This window comes from Sinorhizobium chiapasense, from assembly GCF_036488675.1.
In the GTDB taxonomy this organism is placed as follows: domain Bacteria; phylum Pseudomonadota; class Alphaproteobacteria; order Rhizobiales; family Rhizobiaceae; genus Sinorhizobium; species Sinorhizobium chiapasense.
This window is the reverse complement of record NZ_CP133148.1, coordinates 3,004,302-3,018,270: the sequence shown is the minus strand read 5'-3', so window position 1 is coordinate 3,018,270 and position 13,969 is coordinate 3,004,302. Positions and strand designations below refer to the sequence as shown.

The following is a 13,969-nucleotide window of genomic DNA, read 5'->3' as shown; positions in this document are numbered from 1 at the left end:
CAGTGGCGCTCCTATTGAGCCGACGAGGCGTCGGCCGTGACCGCCCTCGGGCTGTCGCCGGACGATGCGGTCAATTGCGAAAAGGTCTGCTGCTCGGCGAGCCACGTCTGGTAATCGGCCTCGCTGTCGACCACCACCGTGCCGCGCATCTGCGGATGGCCGGTGCCGCAGAGCTCGGCACAGAGGATCTCGAACGTGCCTGTCCGCGTCGGCGTGAACCAGAAATAGGTCACCATGCCGGGCACCATATCCATCTTGGCGCGGAACTCCGGCACATAGAAATCATGCAGGACGTCGACCGAACGTAGGAGAATCTTGACGGGTTTTCCGACCGGCAGGTGCAACTCGCCACCTTCGATGATCAGGTCGTCGAGGGTAGCCGCGTCGTTGCGGTTGAGGCCGAGCGAGTTTTCGGGCGCGACGTCCCGGGTTTCCGACGTTCCGAGCTTTCCGTCCTTGCCCGGCAGCCGGAAACTCCACAGCCATTGTTGGCCGACGACTTCGACTTCGGTCGCTGCCGCCGGGACGGTAATGAACTGGTTCCAGACGAAAAGGCCCGGCGCCAGCATCGCGATGACGCCAACCGTTGTACTTACAGCGAGCCAGCCTTCGAGCCGTTTGTTTTCGGGTTCATAGGCTGCCTGGTTGCCGGGGCGATGGCGGAACCGGAAAACGCAATAAGCAGTGAACAGGACAACCGCGACGAAGACGAAGCCGGTGATCCAGAAAGTTATGATGAGAGTATTGTCTATGTAATTCCAGTTGGAGGCGATTGGTGTCCACCACCAGGGACTCAACAAATGGAACAACACTGATCCGGCGGCCAACAAAACCAGAATCACCACCACGGCCATTTCTTGTCCCTCCTACCGCAATCGGCTGTGGGCATGAATACGCAATCCGTAGAGTTCCGATCACGATTATTGCACGAACGGAAAATAGTCGCAAATCGCCCGAAAGGGTTGTTGTGGGGCTCCCTTTCGCGCGTGGGTTTCTTGCTATTGTGAATATTGTTTGAGGTAGGCGATCACGTTGGAAATATCCGCCTCCTCCTTCAGGCCGGGAAAGACCATCTTGGTTCCTTTCACCTTTGCCTTCGGATCCTGGAGGTAATCACGCAGTGTCGCCTCGTCCCACTTGAGACCTCCCTTGCCGGCCTCGACCATTGCCGGCGAATAGCGGAATTTGGGATGCGTGCCGGCTGTCCTGCCCATGATGTGATTGAGCGAGGGGCCGACCTTGTTGGTGTCTTTGTCGGCGACGTGGCAGACCGAGCATTTCTTGAAGACGACCGCGCCGGCCTCGGCATCGCCCTCTTGGGCGAAGGCCGTCACGGGACAGAGTACGAGTGCCGAAAAGGAGATGGCAACAACAGGAATTCGCATGACACTTCCTCAATTTCGCCGGGCGCGGGGCAAGGAGGACTATCGTCAAATCGCTGTATTGGCGGTGCTTGCTTCTCTCAATGGTGGCGCGCCGAGGGCGGTTGATGCTTGCGACAAGGAACAAAACTAAGGCCCGCTTGGCAGAAGTCAATTGCCATGTCGGGGCGCGTCCGGCGCTGCGAAGCGCCGGCCATGCATATGTCACTCCTGCGGCTTTCTGCGGCAACGCGCCGATCAGACGCGATTGCCCTCCGCGTCGAAGAAATGCAGGTAGTGTGCGGGAAGGCGGACCGGAACGGTTCCTGAGGCTGTGAGGAAGGACCGGTCGTTGGTGAAGGCCTTGAAGCTTGTCCGGCCGAGCGACAAATGCAGGATGATGCCGAATCCGGTCGGCTCGACGAGGTCTACGGTTGCAAGGAGACTCTCCGGCCCGTGACCTGCAAGGACGACATGTTCCGGACGTATGCCGAGCGTCGCGTGGGCATTGTCCGCGATCGACGCGGACGCATCGAGCGGAATGCTGACGCCTCCCTCTGTCTCGAAACTTGGGCTGCCGCCGGCACGATAGGTGCCCTTGAAGAAATTCATGCCGGGAGAGCCTATGAAACCCGCCACAAAGAGGTTGGCGGGGCGGTCGTAGAGCTCGAGCGGGCTTCCGACCTGCTGGACCACGCCGCCGTTCATCGCGACGATGCGGTCTGCCAGCGTCATCGCTTCGATCTGGTCGTGCGTCACGTAGATCGACGTGGCGCCGAGGTCCTTGTGCAGTTTCTTGATCTCGGCGCGCATCTGTTCGCGCAGGCGCGCATCGAGATTGGAGAGCGGTTCGTCGAAAAGAAAAGCCTTCGGCTGGCGGACGATCGCTCGCCCCATGGCGACGCGCTGGCGCTGGCCGCCGGAGAGAGCGCGCGGGCGGCGCTCCAGCAGGGGTTCGAGACCAAGCTTGGTGGCGGCGCCGGAAACGACGGTGGTGATCCTGTCCTTGGCCGTCTTGCGCAGCCGCAGGCTGTAGCTCATGTTCTTCTCGACCGACATGTGCGGATAGAGCGCATAGGACTGGAACACCATGGCGATGTCGCGGTCCTTCGGCGCGAGTTCGTTGACGCGCTTGCCGGCGATGCGAATCTCGCCGGCCGTCACGCTTTCGAGCCCGGCGATCATGCGCAGAAGGGTGGACTTGCCGCAGCCCGACGGGCCGACGAGCACGACGAACTCACCGTCCTTGATCTTGAGGTCGACATCGTGCAGCACCGGATGGATGCCGTAGGATTTCTGGATATTGGCGATATCGATGGAAGCCATGGGTAATCAGCCTTTGACCGCGCCGGCCGTGAGGCCCTGGACGAGATAACGTTGAATGAACAGGAAGAAGAGGCAGGCCGGGATCAAAGCCAGCACGCCGGCCGCCATCATCTGCCCGAAATCGACCGAAAATTTCGACACGAAGGACAGGAGCCCGACCGGGAAGGTCGCCTGCTCGTTGCCGGAGATCAGCATCAGCGAAAAGAGCAGCTCGCTCCAGGCGGCGGTGAAGACGAAACCGAGCGTCGCGGCGATGCCGGGCAGCGTCAGCGGTAGGATGATCTGGCGGAAGGCGACGAACTGCGTGGCACCGTCGATCATCGCCGCTTCTTCCAGATCCTTCGGAATGCCGTCGAAGAAGGACTCCATCAGGAAGGTGGCGAAGGGCACGTTGAACGCCGTGTAGACGATGACGAGGCCCGTCAGGCTGTTGGTGAGCCCCATTGGCGAGAGGATCTTGAAGATCGGCGCGACCAGCATCACCAGCGGGAACATCTGGGTGAGCAGCATCAAGGTCACCAGCCAGTACTTGCCGCGGAACCCGAAACGCGACAGCGCGTAGCCGGAGAGTGAAGAAAGGACCGTAACGATCACCGCGGTTGAGCCCGAAACGATCAGGCTGTTGCGGAAGAAGACCGGAAAAGCGCTGTGCCGGAGCACGAAGTCGAAATGCTCGAAACTCGCCCGCGACGGCCAGAGGCGAACACCCTCGGTGTAGAGCAGATCGTTCGGCGTGACCGCAACCTTGAGCAGCCAGAAGAGCGGGAAGAGCGCAAAGGCGATGTAGGCGAGGATCGCCAGGCGGTGCGCGATGGTGAGGAAGGCTGGTTTGGCGCGCATCGGTCTCAATCCTTGCTGAGCAGCCACTGTCTCAGGATGACGATCAGCAGCGAATAGGCGAGCAGCAGCGCGAGGAGCACGAGCGCGATCGCCGAGGCATAGCCGAAATCGAGCCGCTTGAAGGCCTGGGTGAAGATGTAGCTGGCGACGATCTGCGTGCGGTCGGCCGGTCCGCCATTGGTCATGACGATGATGAGGTCGGCGAAATTTGAGATCCAGACCGTGCGCAGGAGAATGGTGATCGCGATCGTCGGGGCGAGGAAGGGAAGGGTAATCGAGAGGAAGCGCTGGGCAGGCCCCGCTCCGTCGATGCTGGCGGCCTCGTAAAGATCGCGCGGGATCGCCTGCAGCGCGGCAAGCAGCGTAATGGCGAAGAAGGGGATACCCCACCAGATATTGGCGACGATCGGCCCCCACATGGCAAGCTGCGGATCGGACAGGATATTTGCCGGCTGGCTCATGAGCCCGAGCCCGTAGAGCCAATGCGGCAACGGACCGACGACGGGGTTGAAGAGCCAGGCCCAGTTGAGACCGGCGAGGAAGCTCGGGACGGCCCAGGGCAGGAAAACGAGAGCCTGGGCAATTGCGCGGCCGCTAAACGGTTTGTCGAGCAGGAGGGCGAGGATCAGTCCGAAGGTGAACTGCAACAGTACGGAAGCGCCGGTCCACCAGAGCGTGTTGCGGAGTGCGCGGAAAAACGCCTGGTCCTGCGACAGTGCCCTGAAGTGATCGAGGCCGACGAAGGCACTGGAGAAGGGGTTGAGCAGTTGGATGTCGCGGAAGGCATAGGAGACGCCGAGGACCAGCGGCACGAGCATGACCGCGACGATCAGGATCAGCGCCGGCGCACTGTAGAGATAAGGCGCGGAGGCGTCGGCGATGCGTTTCATCAGCGGCGGACGAATTGCATGCAGGCCGTCATGGCGTGCGGCATAGGCCATCGATCAAATATTCCCCTTCATGGCGCGCCCTTGCCGGCGCGCCCTGTTTCTTGTCGATTACGTCGCACGGCGGCGGGACGAGCCCGCCGCCGTGCACCTGCGTGTTACTTCTTGTTCGCCAGATACTTCTGCTGTGCCTTGGTCAGATAATCGGCCCACTGGTTGGCGAGCTCTTCCGGCGTGATGTCTCCGAGCAGCGCTTCCTGCGTCGTCTTGATCGCCAGCGAATCCTTGAAGAAGGCAAACTCTTCGAGATAGGTCGGCATCACGGTCAGCACGACGTCCTTGTCGGCGAGTTCATCGAACCAGCCCTTGAACTGCGCGCTTGCATAGAAGGGATCCTTCTCGGCCGACTTGTGGACCGGCAGCGCGCCGGTGCGCTTGTTCCACTCGATGTTGCCTTCCGGACCTTCGAGCGTTTCGATGAGCTTCCAGGAAAGGTCCTTGTTCTGGCTCGCCGAGAGCATCGACCAACCAGCGAAGCCGATGGTGGTGAACGCCTTGCCGCTCGGGCCCTTCGGCATGGTGGTGACGCCGAAATCATCCGGCTTCATGCGCTGGGCAATCGCGATCAGCGCGTCCGGGTCCTGGTCGAGGAAGGCGCAGGTGCCGCTATAGAAACCGGCGACGATTTCGTTGAAGCCCCAGTTGACGCTGTCCTTCGGCGCGAGCCCGTTCTTGTAGAGGTCGATGACCCAGGTCAGGCCCTTCACCCAACCTTCGCTGTTCATCGTCGAGGTGCCGTCTTCGTTGAAGAACTTGTTGTCGCCGGCCATGGTGGCGCCGAACATCACCCAGCCGTTCAGGCCGCCCGGCCCGCCGCGCAGGCAGTAGCCGGATTTGCCAGGCAGCTTGGAGACCGCCTCGGATGCCTTGACGAAGTCGTCCATCGTCTTCGGCGGTTCGGCAACGCCCGCCTCCGAGAGCAGCTTCTTGTTATAGAACATCGCCCGGAGATAGAAGCCGTAGGGCAGCATATAGGCGGTGTCGTTGACGTCGCGGCCGAGTTCGAGCGCGCGCTCGGTGAGGCCGCCCGTGTGCTCCCACTTTTCGAGATAGGGCTCGAGGCTTTCGAGCATGCCGTTATTGGCGTAGAGCGAGAGCCAGGTGTCAGGCATTTCCATGACATCGGGCACTTCGCCGGCCGAGACCATGGTCGCGAATTTCTGGAAGGCCTCGCCCCAGGGCAGCGAGATGATCTCGACGGTGGTGCCGGGGTTTGCCGCCTCGAACTTGGCGACGATCGACTTCAGCGTTTCAGTGCGCTCGGGGCTGGTGATGACCTCTACGAGCTTCAGCTTTGTATCGGCGAGCGCGCTGCCGGCCATCAGGGTCGCAAGCAGGGTTGCGGTGATAAGTTTCCTCATTTTCAGTTCCCCTTTTCTTTGGTGTTCGGGTGTTACTGTATCGTCAGCCTAGTGAAGCGACGGCGATCGCCGCTTCGAGATCGCTCCAGAGGGCCTCCGTTCCCTCCAGGCCGACATGGAGCCGTACCGACCGCGGAGAAATGCCGAAGGCGACCGCGGAATTGGGCTGGGCTTTCTGCGCCAGAACGACTTCGCCCGGCACGATGAGGCTTTCGTGGCCGCCCCAGGAGACACCGAGCTTGAACAACTCGAGATGATCGGCGAAGCGGCGCACATCGATGCCCTCGTGGAAAATGAACGAGAACAGGCCGGACGTGCCGGAAAGACCTGGCGGCAGATGGTTGCCGAGGCCGGGATGGCAAACCGTTTCGACCAGCGGATGGTCCTGCAGGCGCTCAGCGACGGTGCGTGCCGAGCGTTCGTGCGCCTTCATCCGGATCGGCAGGGTGCGAAGCCCGCGGATCAGGAGCCAGGCATCGAACGGTGAAAGCTTGCCACCGAGATAGGGATAGGCTTCCGAGCGGATGCGGCCGATCAGATCCTTCGAGCCGGCAACGACCCCGGCGACGACATCGCTGTGGCCGCCGAGATATTTCGAGGCAGAGTGGATGACGAGATCGACGCCGAGCGCGATCGGCTGCTGGAACACCGGACTCGCCCAGCTGTTGTCGATGACGGTGACGATTCCCTCTGCCTTGGCGAGTGCGGCAAGGGTGGCAACGTCGTGGGTGTCCATGACCCAGCTCGTCGGACTTTCCATGTAAAAGAGCTTGGCGCCGGGGAGCGCCTTTGCCACCGCCTCCTCGTCGCGGCCGTCGACATAGGTCACTTCGACGCGCATGCGCTTCAGGTGCGTGCCGAAGAGCCGGAAGGCGTCGGGATAGACATGCTTGACCGCGACGATGCGGTCGCCCGGTTCGACGAAGGAAAGAACGGTCGACGAGATCGCCGACATGCCGCTCGCGAATCCGATCGCATCCTCGGCGCCTTCGAGTTTCGCCAGCATCTCCTCGAACATCCTGACGGTCGGGTTGAGGCCGCGGGTGTAGATCGGCCGCACGCGCTCACCCCGGTAGGAGGCGACCATGTCGTCATAGTCCTTGAAGGTGAAAAGCGACGTCTGGACGATCGGTGGCACGACGGCATCGAAGGCATTGCCGTCGTCATGCGCGACGATGAGGGAGGCTGTATCGAACGGATCGAAGCCGTTGTTCATTTGGACATTTCCTTGATGTCTTCCTCGACGATGGCGAGGATCTTCAGTGTTTCTTCGCGCGCAGCGTGGGTGTCCTGTGCGGCGATCGCGTTGAAGAGCGTGCGGTGGAACGGAAAGGAGCGCCGCGCGAAATCCGGGCGGTCGAAGGGCTTTTCCCAGAAGCGTTCGAAGGCCTCGCGCATCTGCTCGAGAAGTTGGCGGAAGAGCGGGTTGTGCGTGGCGTCGTAGATCGCCAGGTGGAAGGCCAGGTCTTCCGGACCGGAGGTGCCTTTGGCGAGATGCACGCGTTCCATCTCGTCGAGCTTCGTCTCGATGTTGACGAGGTCCGCGTCGGTGCGGCGGCGCGCGGCCACCATGCCGGCCTCGACCTCGATGCCGCGCCGCACTTCGAGCGTCTGCAGAAGCGCGTCGCGCAGGTGCTCTGTATCGAGCGCCAGCGGCATGTGGATCGTCGCGCCGGAAATGGCCCGCAGCAGGTACGTGCCGCTGCCTTTGCGCGCCTCGACGACGCCGAGCGCCTGGAAATGGCTGAGGACCTCGCGAACCGTGGAGCGGCCGACGGCAAGCGCCGCCATCAGCTCACGCTCGGCCGGCAGCCGATCGCCCGGCCTCAGGCCGGAATGCTGGATGTAGTCGGCAAGAGCGGCAATGACCTGTTGCACCCGGTCGACCGGGGGCAGGGGCACAAGCGTCGCCTTGTCTTGCTGAGGCATCCGGTTCTCCCGCGGCGCCAAATTGGTCTGACATCTGAGCAATATGCAGGCGATCAGCCGGGTGGTCAAGCGGCAAACTCGGGTGGTCGGTCTGTATGCGCAGCCTCGGTCCGCGTGGCGGCTTCCATCGGAGCGTGAAGCTCTCGGTCTCACGCTGCACCGATCTCTTGACCGTTGCCATGATTGGGAGCGATATCGGGGCGAGGAGTTCTGAGATGAGATATCGTGCCTGTACCGCTCTGGCCCTTGTCGTGGCTCTGATCGCATCCGGCCTGTTGGCGGGCGATGCGAATGCCCAGATGCGAACGGGGAAGGGCGAGTATTACAGCGGCATCCAACGCAAGCCGTGGCCGAGTTATCTCTTTTACTGGATCACCGGCCAGGATAACCCGGCTACTTACGGTACACCGGCAAGGAAGAATGCAGGCGCCGGCAAGCAGCCGCCGAAGCGCGGCGGGAGCTATCCCGCGCAATAAACACGCGGAGGACGCCGTGCCGGCGCCTTCGTCATAGCTTACAGAAAGCGCTCGCCGTCAGACCTTGGCGACATGGACGTCGCGCGGCAGCGAGGAGAGGACCTCCGGTCCGTCGGCGCGCAGGATCACGATATCCTCGAGCCGAATGCCGAAACGGCCGGGCAGGTAGATGCCGGGCTCGATGGAAAAGACCATGCCTTCCTCGAGGATCGTTTCCGACGTCGCGGTGATGTAGGGCGGCTCGTGACCGTCAATCCCCATGCCGTGACCGGTGCGATGCACGAAATATTCGCCATAGCCGGCATCCGTAATCACCTTGCGTGCGGCCGCGTCGACCTCCTTAGCCTGCACGCCGGGGCGGGCGGCCTTCATCGCCGCCTGCACGGCCTTTTCCACGATCGTGTGGATCTGGCCATAGCCCTCCGGCGCGCGGCCCACGACCGCCATTCTGGTGATATCGCTCGGAAAGCCCTGCTTGCGGCCGCCGATATCGATCACCACGGCATCGCCTTCTTCGATAACGCGGTCGCTGGCCGAATGATGCGGAAAGGCGCCGTTGCCGCCGGAGCCGACGATCCAGAAGGCCGGCGCTGCTCCTTCCGAGGAAAAATGCGCGCGGATCTCGGCCGCGAGTTCCTTCTCGGTCATGCCAGGACGGACCTTCGAAAAGGCGGCCTGCATCGCCCGGTCGGCGATCGCCGCGTTCATCTTCAGGAGTTCGTATTCGCTGCGGTCCTTGCGCATGCGCAGGGCACCAAGCGTGCCAGGGGTAAAATCACGTGCGGTGTCCTCCGGCAGATTGTCGAGAAGCAGCAGCGCAAAATCCGCACGCATCGTCTCGTCGAGAACGACGCGGCCGGGCTCTTCGGCACCGAGTCCGGCAAGGGCAGCCTTGAGCGCCAGAACGGGACCTTCCGCGTCCGACCAGTTGTAGAAGTCAATGTCGGTGTGCTCGCGCGTGCCCTCGGCATTGAGCGCCGGCATCAGGAAGGCTTCCCGTTCCGGCGCGATCAGAAGCAGGCAGGGACGTTCGTCCGGATGCGGGTGGAAGCCCAGCACCCAATCCATGTGCGACCCAGGTGCAATGGCGATGAGCCCCGTGCCGGTCTCCTTCATTCGCGCGCGCAGCGCGGCGAGCCGCATCTTCGTCTGTTCATTCATGTGATCGCGTCCTCGTGTTGATGGTGGGTGAAATGCTGCTTGCGAGGTGAGGTCAGATAGTGCCGTTCCCCCGCATCAGCGCGGCTTGTGTTTTTTCGCGACGCCATTGCGGCTTGCGGCACGAGTTACCGCCAAGCTGTTGTCCGGGTCGCCGGAAGGCTCGCCATCGCCGAAGACGTCCATCGTGCAGGTGTGCAGGATGGTCGTTGGCTTGTTCGTGTGGTTCCAGGTGGCATGTGTGCGCGTGGAGGGAAAATGGGCCGAGTCGCCGGGCTCAAGAACGATGCGCTCGCCATCGATCTCCAAGGTCAGCGAACCCTCGAGGATGAAGTAGATTTCCTCGCCCTCGTGCGACATCGGTTCGCTTCGCCGTCCAGGCGGTTCATGAATGATCGTGCTTCGAAGGACATTGCCGGGGAAGGCGGCGGAGAGGCGTTCGTAGGAGACATTGCCGTCGCCGTCGCCAAGCGCATAGATCGGACGGTGCGCGCGGCGGGTGACGGGCGAGGCAACCTTCGGCGGCGTGAAGACGGCGCCGACTTCGACTTTCAACGTGCGGCAGACGGCGATCAGCGATGTGAGCGAAGGCACGGTAATGCCGCGCTCTATCTGAGAAATGAAGCCGACGGAAAAGCCCGAATGGTCGGCGACCGTCTGGAGCGTCAGCTTCAGTTCCTTCCGACGGCGGCGCAGCCGCTCGCCGAGCGGTGGATCGCCCACACCAACGCGCGCTTCTGAAGCGTTCTCCGTCTTCAAAGGCTCCTCCCGCCTTTTTAGTATTTCTTCAAAACTGGAGCATTCGCGAGTCGCTGTCAACGGCTTTTTAGCGGCACTAAAAATCCATTCGTGCGTGAGGTAGGGCGGGCTTGCGGCTATCTTGGGATGGGTATCAGCCGGCGAGGCTGAGGAGCCTGCCGATCGCTTGCTGGTCAAAGCCGCCGATGCCCTCCCGGATATCGGCTCCGATCGCCTCGGCCACCGCGTCTTCGTCGCGTCGCCTCAGCGCTTCGATCGCCTCGCGATGACGATCGACGACGTAGAGTTCGGCGACATGTTCCATGGCGATGCCGAGAATAGGTCCAAGCTGCAGCCACACGCTCTCGATCAGCGGCATGGCGATCTGGTCGGGATTGGCCATATAGATTTGCCGATGGAATGCCTGGTTGGCGATCAGTGCCGCAGCCTTCTGGCCAGCGAGGATCGCGGCCTCGATGGCTTCGTCGATCGCGACGACGCGGTCGATCTGCCGGTCCGAGAGGTGGGCGACCGCCCTGCGCGCGGCGTGGCTTTCGAGCACGATCCGTAGTGAAATCAGTTCCTCGAAGCGTGCCGGCGTGATGCGAGGCACGACGATGCGGCGGTTTTCGAGGAAGTGCAGGGCGCCGATTGAGGTCAGCTGCCGCAGCGCCTCGCGCACTGGCGTCGGGCTGCTGTCCAGCGCTTCGGCCAAACCGCGGATCGTGACCGACGTTCCGGGACGAAACGCGCCGACCATGATTGCCTGCCGGAGGCGTGCAAAGGCGTAGTCGTGCGTGGTCATGCCTTCCGGCCGTTCCAACGCCGGCAAAACAAGGCTCTTCAAGATTGCGTTTCCTCCTGCCTCACGTCGTTTCGTGCGGCTGATAGCATCAGCCAAGCTTGACTTCAAATCCTGAATTATGTCAACTTTCCCAAAATGTGATCACAAAAGAAGAATTGAGATATGTCTCTAGAGGTGGAAGATTCAAATTCATTCAAAGCTTGGCTGGAACAGAACGGCCCGATCGAAAGCATCCAGGCGGTCATTTGTGACCTGAACGGTATCATGCGCGGCAAGCGCGTGCCGGTCGAGCAGGCCTCCAAGGTGCTTGGCGGCGGCATCCGCATGCCGCTTTCCATCGTTGGCGTCGATGTCTGGGGAGAGGACATCATCGGAAGCGAACAGGTTTTCGCGACCGGCGACCGCGACGGAATCTGTGGGGTCACGGGGCGGGGAGCGCTGCCGGTAAATTGGACGTCTCGGCCGAGCGCGCTGGTGCCGCTCTGGCTCTTCATCGAGGATGGCAAGCCGTTTCTTGCCGATCCTCGTCAGGCACTTGCGGCAATCGTCGGGGAATACCGCGAACTTGGCCTGCGCCCGGTGGTCGCGACGGAGCTGGAATTTCTACCTGATCGACCCGGAGCCTGACAGCGCCGTGCCGCCGATCTCGCCCTATACCGGCAAGCGGCTCGATTCCGACGCGATCCTGTCGATCGACGAACTCGATGATTTCGGCGAGTTCTTCTCCGACGTCTACAAGGAATGCGCACGGCAGAACGTGCCGGCCGATGCAGCGATCGCCGAGAACGGCATCGGCCAGTTCGAGATCAACCTCTTGCACACCGACGATCCGCTGAAGGCGGCGGACGACGCGATTTTCTTCAAGCGCATCGTCAAGGGTGTCGCACGCAAGCACGGGCTCGCTGCAACGTTCATGGCCAAGCCCTACGGTACGCGCTCCGGCAACGGCATGCACATCCATTTCAGCCTGCTCGACGAGGAGGGCAACAACGTCTTCAACGACGGCAGCGACGAGGGATCGCCAATCCTGAGGCACGCGGTCGCCGGACTCTTGCGCGGCATGGCGGAGACGACGCTCATGTTTGCGCCGCATTTCAATTCCTACCGGCGGCTGAGGCCTGACACGCATGCGCCGACCTCGATTTCCTGGGGCTATGAAAACCGCACCTCGGCCATCCGCATTCCCGGCGGCAATCCGGCGGCGCGACGCATCGAACATCGGGTCGCCGGTGCCGACGCCAATCCCTATCTCGTCATCGCAGCGATCCTCGGTGCCGCGCTCGTCGGCATCCGCAACAAATGGAAGCCGTCGGCGCCTGTCGAGGGGCGGGCCTATGACGCGGAGAAACTGCCCAAGATTCCTGCCGAGTGGGGGCAGGCGGTCGATGCCTTCGAGGCCGGACCGATTGCCGCCGAGATCTTCGATCCCGTGCTTCGCTCCATGCTGATCGCCTGCAAGCGCCAGGAGATCGCCGGCTTTGCCGAGCAGGTTACGGACTATGAGTTCAGCGCCTATCTGGAAATCGTATGATGGCAAGCGCAAAGAAATCCTATGCCGGCGACGGCAGCTATCCGACGAGCTACTACGCTGCCTCGCGCAACATCGTCCGCACTCCGATCAAGCTCAAGGGGCGCATCGAAACCGATATCTGCGTTGTCGGCGCCGGCTATTCCGGGCTGTCGACGGCAATCCACCTCGCCGAAAAGGGCTACAAGGTCACTGTGATTGAGGGCGCACAGGTGGGGTGGGGCGCCTCCGGGCGCAATGGCGGTCAGGTTGTAAACGGCCTGAACGCCAGCCTGTCGACGATCCAGAGCCGTTACGGCGAGGATGCGGCCCGTTTTATCGGCGGCCTGATGCAAGAGGGGGGTCGGATCATCCGCCGGCTCGTCAGCCAATACCAGATCGACTGTGACCTGAAGCCCGGCAACATCTATGCCGCCTATACCGCCGCGCACATGAAGGAGCTGGAGGCCAAGCAGGCGCTCTGGCGCAAATACGGAATGGACGACCACCAGCTCCTCGACCGCGAGGCGCTCAGGAAGCTCGTCAACTCCGACGCTTATTGCGGAGGCATGCTCGACACGACAGGCGGGCACATGCATCCGCTCAATCTGGTTCTCGGCGAGGCTCGCGCTCTCGAAAGCCTGGGCGGCACGATATACGAAATGTCGCCGGTCGTCCGCGTGGACCACGAGGCCGCGCGACCAACCGTCTACACGCAAGAAGGCGAGGTCTCCGCCCGCATCGTCGTTCTTTGCGGCAACGCCTATCTCGGCGATGCGGTGCCGAAGCTCGTTTCGCGTGTCATGCCGGTCTCGACGCAGATGATCACCACAGCGCCGCTTGGCGAGGAACTCGCCCATTCGCTGATCCCAAGCGACATGTGTGTGGAAGATGTGCGCTACATTCTCGACTATTTCCGATTGTCCACCGACAAGCGGATGATTTTCGGCGGCGGCACCGTCTATGGCGGCACAGATCCGGCGGACGTCGTCGCGAAGCTCAGGCCCAATCTCGAAAAGGTCTTTCCGCGGCTCAAGGGCGTGAAGATCGACTATGCCTGGAGCGGGAATTTCGCGCTCTCGTTCACGCGCGTGCCGCAGATGGGGCGCATCGGCGCCAACACTTATTTCGCGCATGGCTATAGCGGCCACGGCGTCACCGGTTCCCACCTCTTCGGCCGCACGCTTGCCGAGGCGATCGACGGCGACACGTCGCGCTTCGACGTCTTCGAGAAGCTGCCGTGGTATCCGTTTCCGGGCGGACGGATGTTCCGCGCGCAATATTCGACGATCGGTTCCTGGTGGTATTCCTTCAAGGATGCCGTCGGCTGGTAAATGGCCGACCTTCCGGAGTTTCGCGTCCAAATCGATTCCTCTCCGGCCGATGATGCGCTAGAATTTCTCGGCTGCACCGTCTGACCGGCGCGTCCGGACCGGGGCGCGATATCCAGCGTGCTACAACGGTGCGCCGCGAGGCTTTCTCCTCGCAGGGCACCGCGGCCAAGGCCGTCACCATCTGCCA

At 62.2% G+C, this 13,969-nt stretch carries 13 protein-coding genes and 1 pseudogene; 3 read left to right on the top strand and 11 right to left on the bottom strand.

The window, feature by feature from the left end:
- Positions 1 to 11: 11 nt before the first annotated feature.
- From RB548_RS14615 to RB548_RS14580, 8 genes are all read right to left on the bottom strand, one after another.
- Positions 12 to 854, bottom strand: a complete 843-nt coding sequence (locus RB548_RS14615) for a cytochrome c oxidase subunit II (protein ID WP_331372007.1) — start codon at positions 852 to 854, stop codon at positions 12 to 14.
- A gap of 144 nt (positions 855 to 998) precedes the next feature.
- Positions 999 to 1,385, bottom strand: a complete 387-nt coding sequence (locus tag RB548_RS14610; RefSeq protein ID WP_331372006.1) for a c-type cytochrome — start codon at positions 1,383 to 1,385, stop codon at positions 999 to 1,001.
- Between the two features lie 234 nt (positions 1,386 to 1,619).
- Entirely contained in the window at positions 1,620 to 2,687 is a 1,068-nt protein-coding gene (locus tag RB548_RS14605) for an ABC transporter ATP-binding protein (RefSeq protein ID WP_331372005.1), read from the bottom strand.
- Between the two features lie 6 nt (positions 2,688 to 2,693).
- Positions 2,694 to 3,527, bottom strand: a complete 834-nt coding sequence (locus RB548_RS14600) for a carbohydrate ABC transporter permease (RefSeq protein WP_331372004.1) — start codon at positions 3,525 to 3,527, stop codon at positions 2,694 to 2,696.
- Positions 3,528 to 3,532: 5 nt separating this feature from the next.
- Positions 3,533 to 4,468, bottom strand: coding sequence for a carbohydrate ABC transporter permease (locus RB548_RS14595; RefSeq protein ID WP_331372003.1), 936 nt, complete (start codon positions 4,466 to 4,468; stop codon positions 3,533 to 3,535).
- A gap of 104 nt (positions 4,469 to 4,572) precedes the next feature.
- Entirely contained in the window at positions 4,573 to 5,835 is a 1,263-nt protein-coding gene (locus RB548_RS14590) for an ABC transporter substrate-binding protein (protein WP_331372002.1), read from the bottom strand.
- 43 nt (positions 5,836 to 5,878) lie between these two features.
- Positions 5,879 to 7,051, bottom strand: a complete 1,173-nt coding sequence (locus tag RB548_RS14585) for a PLP-dependent transferase (protein WP_331372001.1) — start codon at positions 7,049 to 7,051, stop codon at positions 5,879 to 5,881.
- Entirely contained in the window at positions 7,048 to 7,764 is a 717-nt protein-coding gene (locus RB548_RS14580) for a FadR/GntR family transcriptional regulator (RefSeq protein WP_331372000.1), read from the bottom strand. Before RB548_RS14580 ends, RB548_RS14585 begins: the two co-directional genes overlap by 4 nt.
- A gap of 215 nt (positions 7,765 to 7,979) precedes the next feature.
- On the opposite strand from RB548_RS14580, the gene RB548_RS14575 reads away from it, so the two are divergent.
- Complete coding sequence (locus RB548_RS14575) at positions 7,980 to 8,240, top strand: hypothetical protein (protein ID WP_331371999.1); 261 nt, start codon at positions 7,980 to 7,982, stop codon at positions 8,238 to 8,240.
- Between the two features lie 57 nt (positions 8,241 to 8,297).
- Here the strand turns inward: RB548_RS14575 and RB548_RS14570 are convergent, their stop codons facing one another.
- The 3 genes from RB548_RS14570 to RB548_RS14560 form a co-directional block, all read right to left on the bottom strand.
- A complete protein-coding gene (locus RB548_RS14570) occupies positions 8,298 to 9,401 on the bottom strand; it encodes a M24 family metallopeptidase (protein ID WP_331371998.1) in 1,104 nt (367 codons plus the stop codon).
- A gap of 75 nt (positions 9,402 to 9,476) precedes the next feature.
- Positions 9,477 to 10,157, bottom strand: a complete 681-nt coding sequence (locus tag RB548_RS14565) for a helix-turn-helix domain-containing protein (RefSeq protein ID WP_331371997.1) — start codon at positions 10,155 to 10,157, stop codon at positions 9,477 to 9,479.
- Between the two features lie 133 nt (positions 10,158 to 10,290).
- Positions 10,291 to 10,983: a GntR family transcriptional regulator gene (locus tag RB548_RS14560; RefSeq protein WP_331371996.1), complete on the bottom strand. Its 693-nt coding sequence runs from the start codon at positions 10,981 to 10,983 to the stop codon at positions 10,291 to 10,293.
- 120 nt (positions 10,984 to 11,103) lie between these two features.
- Here RB548_RS14560 and RB548_RS14555 point away from each other — a divergent pair.
- Together RB548_RS14555 and RB548_RS14550 are read left to right on the top strand one after the other, a co-directional pair.
- A pseudogene (locus RB548_RS14555) lies at positions 11,104 to 12,472 on the top strand (glutamine synthetase family protein).
- Positions 12,469 to 13,782 carry an NAD(P)/FAD-dependent oxidoreductase gene (locus RB548_RS14550; RefSeq protein ID WP_331371995.1) on the top strand — a complete coding sequence of 438 codons (1,314 nt, stop codon included), beginning with the start codon at positions 12,469 to 12,471 and terminating at the stop codon, positions 13,780 to 13,782. The pseudogene RB548_RS14555 and the gene RB548_RS14550 overlap by 4 nt, the downstream one beginning before the upstream one ends.
- Positions 13,783 to 13,969: the final 187 nt, after the last annotated feature.

Bases quoted from the DNA above. Each gene is read 5' to 3' on its own strand.
- RB548_RS14615 (WP_331372007.1), bottom strand. From the start codon at position 854: ATGGCCGTGGTGGTGATTCTGGTTTTGTTGGCCGCCGGATCAGTGTTG.
- RB548_RS14610 (WP_331372006.1), bottom strand. From the start codon at position 1,385: ATGCGAATTCCTGTTGTTGCCATCTCCTTTTCGGCACTCGTACTCTGT.
- RB548_RS14605 (WP_331372005.1), bottom strand. From the start codon at position 2,687: ATGGCTTCCATCGATATCGCCAATATCCAGAAATCCTACGGCATCCAT.
- RB548_RS14600 (WP_331372004.1), bottom strand. From the start codon at position 3,527: ATGCGCGCCAAACCAGCCTTCCTCACCATCGCGCACCGCCTGGCGATC.
- RB548_RS14595 (WP_331372003.1), bottom strand. From the start codon at position 4,468: ATGGCCTATGCCGCACGCCATGACGGCCTGCATGCAATTCGTCCGCCG.
- RB548_RS14590 (WP_331372002.1), bottom strand. From the start codon at position 5,835: ATGAGGAAACTTATCACCGCAACCCTGCTTGCGACCCTGATGGCCGGC.
- RB548_RS14585 (WP_331372001.1), bottom strand. From the start codon at position 7,051: ATGAACAACGGCTTCGATCCGTTCGATACAGCCTCCCTCATCGTCGCG.
- RB548_RS14580 (WP_331372000.1), bottom strand. From the start codon at position 7,764: ATGCCTCAGCAAGACAAGGCGACGCTTGTGCCCCTGCCCCCGGTCGAC.
- RB548_RS14575 (WP_331371999.1), top strand. From the start codon at position 7,980: ATGAGATATCGTGCCTGTACCGCTCTGGCCCTTGTCGTGGCTCTGATC.
- RB548_RS14570 (WP_331371998.1), bottom strand. From the start codon at position 9,401: ATGAATGAACAGACGAAGATGCGGCTCGCCGCGCTGCGCGCGCGAATG.
- RB548_RS14550 (WP_331371995.1), top strand. From the start codon at position 12,469: ATGATGGCAAGCGCAAAGAAATCCTATGCCGGCGACGGCAGCTATCCG.